Raw genomic sequence first — 15,982 nt, 5'->3', positions numbered from 1 at the left:
GATCGCACTTAATATTATCACCATCATTCCTAGGGGAATATCAATGAAAAATTATCCAAAATTTTTTTTTAGTATTGGGGTGGGAATGGCGATCGCTATGATGCCGATTCTGCCAAATCCGATCGCTATTTTAAAATCAAATAGCGATGACACCAAAGATATAACAGCCGTTGCCCAAACTCCCCAGAATTATAATTATCAACAACGGTTGCAAGAAGGTCGGGATTTTTTCCAAGCGGAACAATTTTCCCAAGCGGCAACGGTGTGGCAACAAGCGGTGACAGAATCTCATCGGGCAGGAGATTCATTAAATGAAGCGTTGGCATTGAATTATTTATCTTTGGCCGCTCAAAAATTAGGACAATGGCCAGAGGCGACGAATGCGATCGCCTCTTGTATTGCCCTGATTAAAACCCCGGAAAAAACTGATTTTAATGCCGCAGAATTATCGATTTTAGCGCAAGCGTTCAATACCCAAGGTCATTTGCAATATGCGACAGGTCAAACGGAAGCAGCCTTAAGTAGTTGGCAGGATGCCGCAAAAACTTACGCCGAAATTAATGATACCGCAGGAGCGATCGGCGCCAAAATTAACCAAGCTCAGGCAATGCAAACTTTAGGACTTTATCGGCGATCGCGGACAACTTTGGAAGCGGTAGAAATTGCCATAAAAAATGAACCGGCCTCTTTAATTAAAGCCACGGGATTACGCAGTCTAGGCAATGTCTTACGGGCTACCGGGGATTTAGCCAAATCCCGGGAATTATTGCAGCAAAGTTTAACTATATCACAAAATTTAAGGTTATCATCGGCGATCGCAGAGGCTGAGTTAAGTTTAGCCAATACAGCTAGAGCGATCGCCAAAAATGCCCTCGAATTCAGAGACCAAAAAACCGCCAATACTGAAATCAAAATTGCTCTCAATGGCTATCAAAAAGTAGCGGATCAATCTAATTCTCCCGCTTTGAGATTGCGAGCGCAGCTTAACCAGCTTAGTTTACTAATTGATACAGAAAAACTCAAGGAAGCGCAATCTTTAGTTCCCTTAATTCAACAACAACTTGAGCAATTACCCATTAGTCGTCAATCGGTAAATGCTCGAATTAATTGGGTTAACAATTTAATGCGATTATCTTTCGATCGCGATTCATCCTTAAATGAGCGATCGCAAATTTCTAAGATGGCTAGGGAATTAGCGATCGCAGTTCAACAGGCCAAAAAGTTAAATGACCCCCGCACTGAATCTTATGCCCTAGGTAGTTTAGGGAAATTATATGAACTGACAAAACAACCGGAAGAAGCCAAAAATATCACCGAAAAAGCTTTAGTTTTAGCCCAATCCATCAATGCCACAGAAATTGCTTATCGATGGCAGTGGCAGTTAGGAAGAGTGTTGAAAGCCCAAGGAAATAGAAAAGAGGCGATCGCTGCTTATTCCGTTGCCGTGGAAACCCTGCAATATCTACGCAAAGATTTAGCTTCTATCAATCCCGATAACCCGGATATTCAGTTTTCTTTTCGGGACAGTATTGAACCCGTTTATCGGGAATTTGTCAGTTTATTAACCGCTCCGAATGAAGAAGCGAATCAAGAGAATTTACGAGCCGCTAGACAGGCGATCGAATACCTACAACTCGCTGAACTAGACAACTTTTTTCAAGAAGCTTGTTTAGACGCAAACCCTGTACAAATTGACCAACTTGATCCCACCGCTGCGGTAATTTATCCGATTATTTTACCGGACAGAATTGCCGTAATCTTAGCTTTACCCAACGCACCATTACGTCTTTACAATACAATGCAAACTCAGGGAAAAGTTGAATCAGAAATAAATAAATTAAGGCAAAATATCGCCCGAGAATCGGGTAACAATAAACGAGGTTTAGAAACGGCTCAACAAATATATAATTGGCTAATTTTGCCTGCTGAATCTGATTTAAAAAATAGTCAGGTGCAAACTTTGGTATTTATCCTCGATGGACTCCTGCGAAATATTCCAATGGCGGCTTTGCACGATGGAGATAAATATTTAATTGAAACCTATAGTATTGCCCTCAATCCTGGACTGCAACTCCTCCCATCTCAACCGTTATTTAGAGAAAATCTCCAACTACTAATCGCCGGTTTATCAGCAGCAAGGCATGGGTTCTCGGCGCTGCCGAATGTAGAGAAGGAAATACAGCAAATTACCACAGAAATTCCCAGTCAGGTTATCTTAAATGAGGAATTTACTAGCGCTACTTTACAAGAGCAAATCAATTCACTATCTTTTCCAGTAGTTCATATTGCTACTCACGGCCAATTTAGTTCTCAAGCGAAAAATACCTTTATTTTAAGCTGGGATGGTAAAATTAATGTCAAAGATTTAGATAATTTACTCCGCAAAAAAGAAGCAGAATTATCGAGGCCGATTGAATTATTGGTTTTCAGTGCTTGTGAAACCGCCGCTGGAGACGATCGCGCTGCCTTGGGATTAGCGGGTGTTGTGGTCAGGGCAGGGGCACGCAGTACCTTGGCCACATTGTGGCAAGTCAGCGATGATTCTACGGCACAGCTAATGGTCAGATTCTATCAGGAATTAGCCCGCGATCCCAACGTTTCTAAAGCCGAAGCACTGCGACGGGCTCAGTTAAGTCTTTTACAACAAGATGGATACAAATTTCCTTATTTTTGGTCGCCTTATGTTTTAGTGGGCAATTGGCGATAGGGACATGGATAAGTCGGTTAAGCTACGAATTATGGTGATTGGTTGGTGATTGGTTATCGATCAATTCACCGGAATAACCAATAAGGATCATTGACTGTGACCAAAATCATCATCAGGGATAACGGAAATCACGCGATCGCAGGGAAAAAATCACCAGTGCTTGACAGGTGCGATCGCTCTCGCGGCGCGGATGCGCTATCGCAGGTTAATCTGGGTAATGGGGAGATGATATAAGTATCGAGTTAAAAAAACGTCCCATGTTCCCCATTAAACTGATCCCCGGAGCCATTTCTGAACTACTTGCCGTTGTCCGCGACACTCATAAAATCACCAAAGCAGACCGCTATGGACTAATGGCCGCAATTTTAGATGAATCCATCAGCGAAGAAGACCGCTTTTCCGTTGATCGCCTCCTGGGTTCTATCTACCGGGGACGAGTGCAAATTGTCGATGAACTCTCTACCGTGCTCTAAACCGTGTTCTAAACATTAATCCAAACATTAATCCAAACATTAATCCAAATAACTCGATAAGTCACTTGATAAATACAAAAAAACCTCGGTTTGGGACAACCGAGGTTTTTTGTCAGTTAACTTGGTCGGTTAAATAGAAGTTTTAGCGGTTAGCATATAAGTAGTCATCAGACCTTTACCTTTAACCTCGATCTGCCCGCGCTGTTCAAAATGATATTTATCCTGGTTTTTGAGTAACTGATAAGTGGAGGTGGTGATTTGAATGCAGCCCGGAATGCCCTGAGACTCCATGCGCGAGGCAGTATTCACCGTATCTCCCCACAGGTCGTAAATAAATTTTTTCAAGCCAATTACCCCAGCCACCACGGGGCCAGAATTAATCCCAATGCGAATCCGCAACGGTTCCGGACAGGGGATATTTAACTCATGGTTAAACTGGACTACTGCCGCTTGCATATCCAGGGCCATTTCCGCGATCGCCTCCGCGTGATCCTGTCGAGGAGTGGGCAAGCCTCCCACCACCATATAAGCATCCCCAATAGTTTTAATTTTCTCCAACCCATGTTTATCCGCTAATTGATCGAACAGGGAGAAAATTTTATTTAACAATTCCACTAATTGCTTCGCGGAAATTTGGGCACTTAACTGGGTAAAACCGACAATATCCGCAAACATCACCGTTACTTCGGGAAAGCTATCCGCAATCACACTTTCATTCAGTTTTAACCGTTCGGCGATCGGTTTTGGCAAAATATTCAACAGCAATTGTTCCGATTCTTCCCGCTGATAACGCAGGGCTTCCGCCACAATTTTCCGGGTAGTAATGTCTTGAACCGTACCTTCATAATAAAGGATTTGACCATGTTCATCATAAACGGCGCGAGCATTTTCAGAAATCCAAATTACATTGCCCCCAGTAGAATAAGCTAAAGACTCAAAATCCGATACAGCCCCAGAATTGGCGATCGCATGAATAAAATCATCGCGACGTTTTGGATCGATATAAAGTTGATTGCGAATATCCGTCACCCGCTGCATCAAATCTTCCGGAGTCCCATAGCCCAAAATTCTCGCTAATGCGGGATTAGCACTAAGAAAACGTCCATCAGGACTGGTTTGAAAAATCCCCTCCGTCACATTCTCAAAAATACTTCGATATTTCGCCTCCGCAACTCGCAAAGCTTCCGTAGCTTGCTGACGTTCTTGAATTTCAATTCTTAATTGATGATTAGACGCTTGCAAAGCTGCGGTGCGTTCTTCTACCCTCATTTCCAACTCTTCATTAGCTTTTTGGAGTTCAGCCTCAGCCCGTTTTCTTTCCGACTCTTCCATCGCTAAAGCCACAAAATCCGCCAAAGAAGCGGCAAAATTTTCTTCTTCTAAAGCCCATTGCCGGGGACTGCCGGTATGTTCAATACAAATCACCCCAACAATCTTACCTGCTAGTCTAATTGGGGCATCCAAAAGAGAAACAATCCCTAAAGGTACTAAATAATTAGCCGCCAATTCTTGAGCCCTAGGGTCAGTTTCCACATGACTTATTGCCAGGATGCGTTCAGCGGTTAAAGCTTGAAAATATTGGGGATAATCACTGACGGATATCGGCATTTCTGAACCATGGCGATCGCTGCTTTGCTCATACAAATCAAAACAAACAATCGCGCTTTTTTTCTCATTATATAGCCAGACACTCGCCCGTTCCACTTCCAAAGTTCGAGCCGCCACTTCGCTAATTTCCTGAATGGCTAAATGTAAATCTCCCCCGGTCCGGGTGCGATGTTTTGTCAGTTCTAATAAAGCATTACTTTGCCGCCGCAATCTTTGTTCGCTGGATCGGAGCGTTTTTTCCACTCGATTCCGTTCTACAATTTCCTCTAAAAACTGTATATTCACTTCTTCCAAAGCCGCCGTACGTTCAGCCACTTTAGTTTCTAAAGTTTCATTCAGTTCTTGTAACTTAGCTTCGGCGCTAATATATTCAGAAATATCTCTAGAAATTGCCAGAATTTCTAATTCTTTAGAATTTTGGGGATTCCGCACTAAGCGGCGATTGGTTTCCACCCAAATATAAGCACCATCCTGACGACGGATCCGGTGACGTACCAAGGGATTATTGCTGTTAAATATTGGCACTTTATCTTCTGGATGAAAAAACTCATCCGCCAAACAACCAATCATTTCTTCTGGTTCATAACCTAATAAAGAGCGACAAGAATCAGAAACAAATAAATAAATGCCTTCTGGAGTTTGTCGAGAAATTAAATCATTAGTGTTTTCCGTAATTAATCGATAGTAAGCTTCATTTTGCCGAATCGCCAATTCCATTTGTTTACTATTGCCTACTTCTCGACCCAGATAAATATAAGTTGATTTAATTTCTGGGATTTCTGAGTGAATTAATACGGCGGAAAAAGCTAGATAAATTTCTTCACCTGTTTTTTGCTTGCATAAGGTTTCGACATATTTTAGGCAATCATCTTCGGCAACTAGATGGTTGTTTTTGATATAACTTAAAATATTGAAATCAGTAATAATTTCATTAATATTTATGGCAATTAGTTCATTTCTATGATATTTTAAGATTTTTTCAGCCGCATAATTAGCTTTCAAAATATCCCCAGAGTCATCAGTAATAAATAAAGGAAATCCTAGCCAATCAATGATTTGATCGATGGACAAGTGATCCGTTTGAATTTTGTTGAGTAAAAAATTAACCTGTTTGTCCTGTTTCGCTAATTTTTGTTCTAAGATAAAAGAGGCGGTGGTATCTTCCAGGAAAATCATCAATTGATGGGGCTGATTCGGGGTGGACAAGTCGGTAGGTGCAGCGTTATCGTTGGCGATCGCCCACAAATCAAAATAAACCGGAGGCTGGTTTTTTGACCCCCGATGAATCTTGCTTAACTGAAAATGATCGGTTTGCCCGCTTAAAACAGCACTTAAAGAGTCTTTCCAGTCGGAAAGTTCCGGTAAAAATTCATAGATATCTTTTCCCACTGCGAGAGTTTCTGGAGCAATCACAAACTTTTGAACGTCGTGAGAAAAATCTTGGATTCGCCAATGCTCATCGACCTTCAGGTACTCCAGACCACGCCCAGCGCAGAATTTTTTTAAAAAAGGATTCATTGCGCTTGCCACATTGCTCCCATAAACAAGTTTCTCAGACCCCTGATATCCGCGTACCCAAGCGTGATGATGAACATCAGATTTGGTTCGGTTCATTCCTTATTATGCTCTACAGGACTTACCCATTACCTTTGGGGGAATTTTTGCTTGATTCCAGGCTTGATTCCAGATTATCTGCTTGAACATTTTAATCGGATTTACCCTGCCTTGGTAATTTAGTCTCGGTGTTTAGGGTTGCCTAGGTTTTCCTCACCCAACCTCAAATATCTGCTCAGGGATCGAAATCATGGGATTTCCCATCGGCGATCGCGATATCCGCCGCTGTGACGACGCGATCGCGCCCTAGCCTTTTCGCCTCATACAAAGCCGCATCTGCTGCCGCCACTAAATCCGGGAGGGTCTGGCCATGTTCCGGGAAGCAAGCCACCCCAAAAGAGCCGGAAATTGATCCCAGAGATTGGCCTTTATCCTCTAACCGGAGCAACTTCACCCCTGACCGGAGTGTTTCGGCTTTGGCTTGAGTCACTTCCAAGTCAGCATTTGGTAATACCACCAGAAATTCTTCACCCCCGTAGCGACAAGCCAGATCCCCATTGCCAATCGATCGGATTAATAATTGGCCGATCACCTGCAAAACGATATCCCCAGCCTGATGTCCGAAAGTATCATTAAAGCGTTTAAAATAGTCCACATCCAAGATAATTATCCCCATCGATTGTTGTTGTGCTGCCGCTCGCTGGATTTGTTGTTCCACAGATTCTTGGAGATAACGCCGATTAAACAATCCGGTCAGGGGGTCGCGAATACTTTGATTCTTTAACGTTTCTCGCACGGTTAAGTTGATCAAAGCTAACCCAATATGTTCGGCCACGGTCATGGCTAATTCTTGTTTTTCCTGAGTGATTTGCTCTAATTCAGGCCAACTCAAATATAATAAGCCGATGGTTTGTCCTTGCACGAGCATGGGAATACAGCAAGATGAATCCCTTGATGAATCTAGGCCGATATTTTGCCGAAATGAGCATAGTTGATGATCACAAATAAAATAGCGTTGTCCTGATGTCCATGCCGGACAATTAGATATCAAGAAGTTTTGCCAGTTGCTCGCAGGTAAGTCACCCCAAGTCGTCACCAGTTTCGGCTCTGATTGATCGTCGAGCGTTGTCAATATTGCCCCAATGCTTTCGGGAAATATTGGCGGCACCATTGCCGCGATCGCTCTTTCTGCTTCCTCTAAAGTAAAACACCCTTGAAGTTGATAGCTCAATTTGCTTAATCGAGTAATATCCTGGTTACGCTCTTGTAATTGATGCACTGATTCGGTCAGATTTTCATTAGCTTTTTGCAGTGCCGCTTCCATCCGCAGGCGATCGGTGATATCTCGACCAATGTAAATATAATTTTGTAACTCAGCACTCTCGGTGGAAAACATAGAACAAGAAAAAGCCACCACAATTTCCTTGCCATTTTTAGTCCGGCAATTTACCTCTAGATATTTCCCACTTTTGTCTTCCCAGGGATAATTAGGATCTAACTCATCGCTTTGTTTACTGATTTTTTTCAAAACTATTTCATCGGTAATAATCAGCGAAATTTGCTGGCCAATTAGTTCCTCTTGCTCATAACCAAACAACTGCTTCGCCGCCTGATTCAATTGTTTAATTTTACCCGAAAATGTCGTAACAAATAAACTATCTGCCATTGAATCAATTAATCGATTAATATAAGCATTTGTTTCCATTATTTTGTTTAAAAATAGGTAGTAATTATTCACCGATTGTACATACTTCTGCTTGAGGGAAAACTCCCTAGTTACATCTTTGATTATTAAGACAATGAAACCAGGATTTACATTTTCAGCAATTCCCACAATGTTTAAGTTAAAGTAAACAGGTTTTTTATCGCTTTTTTCTCGTGATATACCTTCGATTTCAAAGCTATGTTGATCGGTATTATTTATCAGATCCAGGCATTTTGCTTCTAGGCCGAATATTTCGGGAAAATAATTTCTGATATCGTTTCCAATTATAATAATATCCGAAGCATCTGTATATTTATTAACATTATCTGACGCCATAACAATTTTAAATTTTTTGTCAATTACTACATAAATAATTGATTGTTTTTGCAAAATAACTTGTTCAATTAGAGTTAACATAATCAAAATAGATCCATTATATTGTGTAAATAATTTATCATTGATCAATACTTGGTGATTTAGCAAGTAATTTTAGCAAGTAATTTTAGCAAATAATTTTAGCAAATAATTATTAATGGTAAATAAATGTGATGAAGTTGAGTTGATTGACGGGCAATTGTGAGGGATTTTCAATGAAGTTATTGCCGATATTTTGCCTCAACAATAGCCACTAGAGGATGATTTATATTACTTATCAAGTATTGTTTATTGGTAATATAGCCTTTTGAATAACGAATAAGTAATAACGAATAGCAAATAAATAGATGGTAAACGGTCAGATTAAATTGTAACTTGAGGCGATCGCCTCTTAAAATCTCTGTTTAAAATCTACTTGTCAAGGACTTCCGGATAAATAGTGCCGTCCCAAGTTCAATAGTGGTGTGACAAAATTAGGCAACATTAGCCAAAACAAGGAGTGATGAAAGATGTTAAGCCCCGATCCAACCCCCAGAGTGCCATCAAGGAGTGAGAGCAAGAATTCGGTGGACTGGTTGCGTCAACGTGCTTGGGTAGAAGTTGACCTGAATGCTTTAAGCCATAATGTCCGAGAGATTAAACGGCTGATTTCATCGGAGACGGATTTGATGGCAGTGGTGAAAGCAGACGCTTATGGTCATGGGGCGGTCAGCGTTGCCCAAACGGTACTGAAAACGGGGGCAAGTTGGCTGGGGGTGGCGACTATTCCCGAAGGAATTGAACTGCGGCAAGCGGGAATTACCGCCCCGATCGTGGTTTTGGGTGCCACCTATACCCCAGAGCAAATCTGCGCGATCGCCCAATGGCAGCTACAACCAACAGTTTGCACGCCCCAGCAAGCCCTGGTATTTTCTGAGATTTTGAGCGATACCGATTGGGTCGTGCCGGTACATATTAAATTAGACACGGGAATGTCCCGACTAGGGGCACCCTGGCAGCAAGCGGCAGAGTTTGTCAAACTGATCCAGGGTTTGCCCAATCTCACCATTGCCAGCATCTATTCCCATTTAGCCACCGCCGATAGCCTAGATCAAACGGTGATGCGGCAACAACAAGCCCGATTTCAACAAGCCATTCGCACTATTGCTCAGATCCAGCCTAAAATGCCCCGCCTGCATTTTGCCAACTCAGCGGCGACATTAACAGATCCAGGATTACATTACGATATGGTGCGAGTGGGTTTGGGACTTTATGGATTATATCCGGCGCCCCATTTGCGCCATACTTGCAATTTGAAACCCCTGATGCAAATCAAAGCCCGTGTCACCCAGGTAAAAACCATTGAAGCGGGGACTGGGGTCAGTTACGGTTATAGGTTTATTGCCGATCGCCCCTTACGCATTGCGGTGATTGGTATTGGCTATGCGGACGGTGTGCCCCGTCTGCTTTCCAATAAAATGCAGGTGTTAATCCGAGGTCAGCAGGTGCGCCAGTTGGGAGCCATTACAATGGATCAGATGATGATTGATGTCAGTAGCGTTCCCAATGTACAAGCGGGAGAAGTTGTCACCCTGTTGGGCAGTGACGGAGATTATGAAATTACTGCCGATGACTGGGCAAACGCGATCGGTACGATTTCTTGGGAAATTCTCTGTGGTTTTAAACATCGACTGCCTAGAGTCACCGTGGATCAGCTAGAACCCCTGGAAAAAGTAGCGCGATCGTGACAGCTATATATAGGAGCGATTCGCGATCGCCCCTACCCGTTGCGGGCGCAAGCGGGCGCAAGCATTGTGCCCCTACCATTCCCTATTTTTACAGGGGTTTTCAGATTACTAAACCACGATCGGGCCTGCGCCCAAGGGTAGGGGCGTCCTTGCGGAGCATAATCCGTCAGGCTATATGGCCATTCGCCCGTACAGTTAATATTCTAAGCATCGTAGGGGCGAATGGCCATTCGCCCCTACACTGCCGGAATGCGCGGGCCGCTACAAATTATTGTGGTTTATTTAATAGAAAATTGCTGTATGATGCTTCACACTCTATTAATCGTTTTAATCTCCGATCAGGTATTAACGCAAATTTGGCTATTGCTGCCAAAACTTTTGGTGGCGATCGCTATTTTAGTGTTGACTCGGTTTGCCATTCGTTTGGTTAGTCGAGTGATGACTAAAACCCTCAGCCGAACCGAGGCAACCTTACGCAAATTCTTAATTCAAGCGGCGGAAACTTCTACTTTAATTATTGGCGTAATTGCCGCTTTGAATGCGTTAGGAATTCAATCCACTTCTCTGGTGGCAGTTTTGGGGGCTGCTGGTTTAGCCATTGGGTTAGCATGGCGGGATACATTGTCTCATTTTGCTGCTGGGGTGATGTTGATTACTTTGCGTCCTTTTGAAGTTGGTGATTTGATTGAAGCGGCTGGAGTATCGGGTTTAGTAGATGCCATTGGTATTTTTTCTACTACAATTATTACCCCAGATTATATTAAAATTATGGTGCCTAATGCCCAGTTATTTAATGGCACTTTAAAAAATACGACAACTTTAAAAATTCGTCGAGTAGATGTCACCGTAGACTTGGGCGAAATCTGCTTAAATGAAGCAAAAAAATATTCTTTAGATACCACAATTTATGAGTTATTACAATTAATCAAAACTCATCCTTTGGTACTGAAAGAACCAGCCCCTAGCTGTCTGGTGAAGGCGATTTCTCCTAAAAGCACCGTATTATCTTTACGTCCTTGGTGTCAGTCTCAATATTATGAACAAGTGCGATCGGATGTGCAGAAATTGGTTCAAGAATGGTGGTGGCGATCGGCAAAATCCTGGGAAGCTAATGATATCAAAGCGCCATCAGATTAAGATAAAATTACCAAAAATTCAGCATGATCTCGTTCTAATTGGTTTAATTGGTTATAATAGGGATAATTTTTGATCGGGTATGGTTTGTTTGGGGGTAGATATAACATTACAAACAAGCAATCAACAATAAACCATAATAAACCATTAAAAACAACTAATAACGAACCGCAATTTTGACCGATAAAGGGAGATGATCTGAACCGATATTTTTTCCCACAATGCGCTCATAAGTCACCAGAGATTTACTATGTAAGCAATGATCGATGGGAATCATTAAAAACCAAGAAAATCCCGCTAACCAGGTCGGTTGTAAGCCATATCATTTTTGAGAATTAATTAAATCACTCGATCGCGGCATATGCCGCGGTGCGGAGCACCTTCGCACAAACTGGCGAAATCGATCGGACCAAGGCGTACTATTAAAATCCCCAATAATTATCACTTCTCGATTAGCCTTTAACTGCCTTTGACTCCATTGGGCAGCGGCAGAAAACTCTATTTCTTGATAAGCGGAAGTATCTTGACTTCGGGAACGAATGGTATGTAAACTTAATAAAGAAAGCAATTTATTTCCCAAAAAAGCGCATAATCGATGCAATCATCGGTCGGTCGAAACCGTCGGGTAAATGAATAATTTCTGGGTTCATAATTTATACGGAGGTTGAATTATTAGCCACAAACATGGCCACTCCCTGAGTATTTTTTAAGGGTCGGGAAATCACCAACCGATAATCCGCTAGACTAGCAGAAAGTTCTGTCAACCATTGTGGGGTCACTTCTTGCCACAAGAGAATATCGGCTTTTTGATTTTTTAAATAGGCGATCGCCTCTGAAAAATTCTGATTATCGCGGTCTAAATTGGCATGAACAATCTGTAAATTTGGATGCGGTAAATTGGGGATAGCACTGATATTAACCGATTTAAAATCCTGGGTTAAAGGTGGGAAAAAAATAACGGCAAAATTAATCCCAAATTTATGGCAATCGGGATACACCAAATAAAAATAACACTTTTGTCAGTAATAGTTTTGCCAGCGATCGCCCCAGCAATCATCGCTAATACCAACAGTAAACAATATTGGGGTCTGGGATGATCCAGCAGTTCAAACCCCCACCAAATTCGACCAGCAAACTCCAACATTGTGCCTAAAAATGCGGCAAAAACCGCCGAATTTATGGCAAAAATAATCCACTGAACGCTTTGGGGAAAAAAAATAGTCAGCATCTAGGGTTTTCATGGAAAATGTTCAATCGTGCGATCGCGGAGACAAGGGGAAAAATTTTTCAATTACGTTTTTCAATTAAGATAGAATAAGACTAAAAATATAACCTAGAGAATCATCATGTCTAATTCAAATCTGACCGGGATTGAGGCTGGAAATTTACGTCGCGTTCACCATATTGCTTTTAACGTCCAAGATTTGCAGGTTTCTCGCCATTTTTACGGCCAGATTCTTGGGTTGCGTGAACTCACGGGAGCGGAAATTCCTGCAACCCTGAAAAAGTTAGTGGAGGAGGGAAAAGTGGCTAATTTTGTCACTCCAGATGGCACCGTCATCGATCTATTTTCTGAACCGGATTTATCTCCAGCAGATCCAGATCCGAGAAAAGCATTTACTCGGGCAAATCATCTGGCATTTGATATCGATCCAGAGTTATTTGACCAAGCGGTAGCCGTGTTGCGATCGCATCAAGTTCCCATTGACCACGGCCCAGTCAGTCGCCCTACAGGAAGAGGCATTTATTTTTACGATCCCGATGGCTTTATGTTAGAAATTCGCTGCGATCGCTCTTAGCAAACATTCAGATATTGTTGGTTGTTGTTTGTTGTTTGCTGTTGGAGAAATGGGAACAGTTATCAGGGAACGGGGAACGGTTATCAGGGAATATTGCCAGAATGCAAGAATGCCTGTTTCCTGTTCCCTGTTCCCTGTTCCCTGTTCCCTGTTCCCTGTTCCCTGTTCCCTGTTCCCTGTTCCCTGTTCCCTGTTGTTTGTTGTTTTTCGCTAGTAATTGATAATTGATAATTGATAACTGGGTTTAATTATCAATTATCAATTTTAAATTATTAATTATCAGCAGAATCAATGCCACCCATGCGATTAAAAGGGAAAAAACGAATCACTGCTTGACCAATAATATTTTCGCGAGGGACAAAGCCCCAATAGTGGCTATCATAACTATTATTGCGGTTATCTCCTAACACCAAATATTGATTTTCCGGCACGACCACTGGGCCGTAATCATAGTTAGGTTGCTCTTGAATATATTGTTCTTGGAGCGGTTGATCGTTAACATACACCTTTCCTCCTTTAACCTCTACCGTATCACCAGGTAAACCAATCACCCGCTTAATAAAAGCATCTTTAAAGTTTTCCTTTTGTAATGCAGGGGTCGGGCTAAAGACAACAATATCTCCCCGCTGCGGGTCTTTAAAACGATAACCCAACTTATCAATAATCAGGCGATCGTTGATCTCAAGGGTGGGTAACATGGAACCCGAAGGAATATAACGGGCTTCGGCGACGAAAGTGCGAATCCCTATTGCTAAAATTCCACTCAGTACAATGGTCTTTAGTGATTCAAGCCAGGGGTTTTCTTCGGTGTACTTTGGGGCTTGATTAACGGGTAATTGAGATTTAGAATCAGACACGGTTTCCTCGATACGGGTCATGTTGCCTATTTAGATCCAAGATTTAGATAAGTGAATAAAATGCTAGGGGCTTTTGGTCAATTCTCTTTTCACTGAAGCCAACAGAAAATCCTCACCTCAAATTTTGACGAGGGCTTTTATCGGTCGGAAAGAAAGAAGAACCGATCGCCGGTAATAGGTTTTGATGATTGTTTTCTTTGTACAAATGGTTAGTGTCAGTGATGACCAGTGGTTAGGGTAAGTTTGGTGTCAAATCTGTGACTGGGTAATATGGGGTCTGGTAAGGGGAAATTCCACAAAGCTGCCCTGGTAAGCATATTGAACTGTTTGGATGGGGGAGATAGCGGAATCGCCCCAGCCGCCGATCTTCAGATTTACCAACGTCTTACTTCTAATTTAAAAGGTTAAAAGAATTTTTGACAACTTTTTTATTTTTTTCAGTTCTATCCCCTGGTGGCAACCATTCGGCACCGGAAAGTCATATCCTAGTATTGTAAAGCGACTCGTGAGGAAAGGTGGGGGAACCCCGCCTAATTGAAGCCATGTCTGCTGATTCATACTTATTAATCCAACAAGCTCGGATCCTCCAAACTGATGGGGAATTTTTACTCGGTGATGTCTTGGTGCGGGGGGGAGCAATTGTCCAAATCGATCGAGAAATTTCGCCCCCTGAGAGCCACCACTGTGAAATTATCGACGCCACGGGCTTAACTTTGTTGCCTGGAGTCATCGATCCGCAAGTTCATTTCCGGGAACCGGGTTTGGAACATAAAGAAGATTTATTTACCGCCACCTGTGCTTGTGCTGCCGGTGGGGTGACTTCTTTTTTGGAAATGCCCAATACTCGGCCAATTACCAGCAACCAAGCAGCCCTTGATGATAAGTTAGCGCGAGCAGCCCAGAAATGCTTAGTTAATTATGGCTTTTTTATTGGGGCAACGGGCAAAAATTTAGCGGATATACTCGCAGCCACTCCCACTCCGGGAATTAAGATTTTTATGGGCTCGATGAAGGGGGATCTTTTGGTAGATACCGATGAATTGCTAGAGCCAATTTTTGCCAATGGTTCGCGGTTAATTGCCGTCCATGCGGAAGACCAAGAACGGATTAGTCAACGGCGACAGGAATTTGCCGGATGTACCGATCCCGCGATTCATTCAACCATTCAAGATAAGCAAGCGGCGTTGTTGGCGACTCAAAGAGCCCTACGATTGTCCAAAAAATATCAGCGACGACTGCATATTTTGCACCTGTCCACGGGGGTTGAGGCGAATTTGCTGCGCCAAGATAAACCCAGTTGGGTGACAGCAGAAGTTACACCGCAGCATTTACTCTTAAATACCAGTGCTTATGAAACTATTGGCACCTTGGCACAGATGAATCCGCCTTTAAGAGATCCCGAAGATAATGAGATTCTCTGGCAAGCGCTGCTGGATGGGGTGATTGATTTTATTGCCACGGATCATGCGCCCCATACTTTGGCGGAAAAAGCCGAAGCATATCCCAATAGTCCGTCGGGGATGCCCGGAGTGCAAACCTCTCTGCCGTTGATGTTGACCCAAGCAATGCAAGGACGCTGTACCGTAGCACAAGTGGCTCACTGGATGTCCGCCGCCCCCGCGAAAGGCTATGGTATTGCCAATAAAGGCGCGATCGCTCCTGGGTATGATGCGGATTTGGTGTTAGTGGATTTAAACAGCTATCATCCAGTATTGGCGGAAAATATGCTCACCAAATGTGGTTGGAGTCCCTTTGAAGGCTGGAATTTAACCGGATGGCCCGTGGTGACAATTGTCGGGGGACAAGTGGTCTATAACCGAGGAAAGATTAACACCGAAGTACGCGGTCAAGCCTTACAGGTATGGTAGTACAGCTTGTTCAGAAATAATCCGATCTGCTTTCAAAGTCCCTCTCCCTCCCCCCCTTTCAAAGGGGGGTAGAGGATCCGGATTTAGGGTGAGGGCAATGTGTTAAGTAAATAATGAACAAGCTGTATCTGACAATCTGATTGACAATCTGTGGTTTATTGTTTAAATGTAAAGT

Annotated in this window: 13 protein-coding genes; 7 read left to right on the top strand and 6 right to left on the bottom strand. The window is 42.8% G+C overall.

Annotation, left to right across the window (positions count from 1 at the left end; all coding sequences use genetic code 11):
• Nucleotides 1-43 precede the first annotated feature (43 nt).
• The 3 genes from AM228_RS00375 to AM228_RS00370 all read left to right on the top strand — a co-directional run bounded on the left by AM228_RS00375 (nt 44) and on the right by AM228_RS00370 (nt 3,180).
• Nucleotides 44-2,707 (top strand): CHAT domain-containing protein, encoded by a 2,664-nt coding sequence (locus tag AM228_RS00375; protein ID WP_054464101.1) that lies wholly within the window; start codon nt 44-46, stop codon nt 2,705-2,707.
• Nucleotides 2,708-2,803: 96 nt separating this feature from the next.
• On the top strand, nt 2,804-2,941 hold the full coding sequence (locus AM228_RS31500; protein ID WP_156331433.1) for a hypothetical protein: 138 nt from the start codon (nt 2,804-2,806) through the stop codon (nt 2,939-2,941).
• 23 nt (nt 2,942-2,964) lie between these two features.
• Nucleotides 2,965-3,180 carry a hypothetical protein gene (locus AM228_RS00370; RefSeq protein WP_054464100.1) on the top strand — a complete coding sequence of 72 codons (216 nt, stop codon included), beginning with the start codon at nt 2,965-2,967 and terminating at the stop codon, nt 3,178-3,180.
• A 129-nt stretch (nt 3,181-3,309) separates the two neighbouring features.
• Here AM228_RS00370 and AM228_RS00365 read toward each other — a convergent pair whose 3' ends face one another.
• Entirely contained in the window at nt 3,310-6,306 is a 2,997-nt protein-coding gene (locus AM228_RS00365) for an adenylate/guanylate cyclase domain-containing protein (RefSeq protein WP_054464099.1), read from the bottom strand.
• A gap of 271 nt (nt 6,307-6,577) precedes the next feature.
• Entirely contained in the window at nt 6,578-8,464 is a 1,887-nt protein-coding gene (locus AM228_RS00360) for a diguanylate cyclase (RefSeq protein WP_156331432.1), read from the bottom strand.
• Nucleotides 8,465-8,931: 467 nt separating this feature from the next.
• On the opposite strand from AM228_RS00360, the gene alr reads away from it, so the two are divergent.
• Nucleotides 8,932-10,149 (top strand): alanine racemase, encoded by a 1,218-nt coding sequence (gene alr, locus AM228_RS00355; RefSeq protein WP_054464097.1) that lies wholly within the window; start codon nt 8,932-8,934, stop codon nt 10,147-10,149.
• A gap of 222 nt (nt 10,150-10,371) precedes the next feature.
• Nucleotides 10,372-11,286, top strand: coding sequence for a mechanosensitive ion channel family protein (locus AM228_RS00350; protein WP_231636508.1), 915 nt, complete (start codon nt 10,372-10,374; stop codon nt 11,284-11,286).
• A gap of 319 nt (nt 11,287-11,605) precedes the next feature.
• On the opposite strand, the gene AM228_RS00345 is transcribed toward AM228_RS00350, so the two are convergent.
• The 3 genes from AM228_RS00345 to AM228_RS00335 form a co-directional block, all read right to left on the bottom strand.
• Nucleotides 11,606-11,851, bottom strand: a complete 246-nt coding sequence (locus AM228_RS00345) for an endonuclease/exonuclease/phosphatase family protein (protein ID WP_156331431.1) — start codon at nt 11,849-11,851, stop codon at nt 11,606-11,608.
• 85 nt (nt 11,852-11,936) lie between these two features.
• Nucleotides 11,937-12,284, bottom strand: a complete 348-nt coding sequence (locus tag AM228_RS00340) for a hypothetical protein (RefSeq protein ID WP_156331430.1) — start codon at nt 12,282-12,284, stop codon at nt 11,937-11,939.
• Complete coding sequence (locus AM228_RS00335) at nt 12,221-12,511, bottom strand: hypothetical protein (protein ID WP_054464094.1); 291 nt, start codon at nt 12,509-12,511, stop codon at nt 12,221-12,223. The genes AM228_RS00340 and AM228_RS00335 overlap by 64 nt, the downstream gene beginning before the upstream one ends.
• A 118-nt stretch (nt 12,512-12,629) precedes the next feature.
• Here AM228_RS00335 and AM228_RS00330 point away from each other — a divergent pair, with 118 nt between their 5' ends.
• Nucleotides 12,630-13,082, top strand: coding sequence for a VOC family protein (locus AM228_RS00330; protein ID WP_054464093.1), 453 nt, complete (start codon nt 12,630-12,632; stop codon nt 13,080-13,082).
• A gap of 272 nt (nt 13,083-13,354) precedes the next feature.
• Here AM228_RS00330 and lepB read toward each other — a convergent pair whose 3' ends face one another.
• Entirely contained in the window at nt 13,355-13,960 is a 606-nt protein-coding gene (lepB, locus tag AM228_RS00325) for a signal peptidase I (protein WP_156331429.1), read from the bottom strand.
• A gap of 521 nt (nt 13,961-14,481) precedes the next feature.
• Between lepB and AM228_RS00320 the strand changes: the two genes are divergently transcribed.
• Entirely contained in the window at nt 14,482-15,807 is a 1,326-nt protein-coding gene (locus tag AM228_RS00320; RefSeq protein WP_054464266.1) for a dihydroorotase, read from the top strand.
• Nucleotides 15,808-15,982: the final 175 nt, after the last annotated feature.

It is taken from the genome of Planktothricoides sp. SR001 (assembly GCF_001276715.1).
Lineage (GTDB): Bacteria > Cyanobacteriota > Cyanobacteriia > Cyanobacteriales > Laspinemataceae > Planktothricoides > Planktothricoides raciborskii.
This window is presented reverse-complemented; position numbering and strand designations above follow the sequence as displayed.

Excerpts from the sequence above, each read along its gene's own strand:
- alr (WP_054464097.1), top strand. The coding sequence starts at position 8,932 with ATGTTAAGCCCCGATCCAACCCCCAGAGTGCCATCAAGGAGTGAGAGC.
- AM228_RS00365 (WP_054464099.1), bottom strand. The coding sequence starts at position 6,306 with ATGAATCCTTTTTTAAAAAAATTCTGCGCTGGGCGTGGTCTGGAGTAC.
- AM228_RS00370 (WP_054464100.1), top strand. The coding sequence starts at position 2,965 with ATGTTCCCCATTAAACTGATCCCCGGAGCCATTTCTGAACTACTTGCC.
- AM228_RS00320 (WP_054464266.1), top strand. The coding sequence starts at position 14,482 with ATGTCTGCTGATTCATACTTATTAATCCAACAAGCTCGGATCCTCCAA.
- AM228_RS00360 (WP_156331432.1), bottom strand. The coding sequence starts at position 8,464 with ATGTTAACTCTAATTGAACAAGTTATTTTGCAAAAACAATCAATTATT.
- AM228_RS00350 (WP_231636508.1), top strand. The coding sequence starts at position 10,372 with ATGGCCATTCGCCCCTACACTGCCGGAATGCGCGGGCCGCTACAAATT.
- AM228_RS00375 (WP_054464101.1), top strand. The coding sequence starts at position 44 with ATGAAAAATTATCCAAAATTTTTTTTTAGTATTGGGGTGGGAATGGCG.
- AM228_RS00335 (WP_054464094.1), bottom strand. The coding sequence starts at position 12,511 with ATGCTGACTATTTTTTTTCCCCAAAGCGTTCAGTGGATTATTTTTGCC.
- AM228_RS00330 (WP_054464093.1), top strand. The coding sequence starts at position 12,630 with ATGTCTAATTCAAATCTGACCGGGATTGAGGCTGGAAATTTACGTCGC.
- lepB (WP_156331429.1), bottom strand. The coding sequence starts at position 13,960 with ATGACCCGTATCGAGGAAACCGTGTCTGATTCTAAATCTCAATTACCC.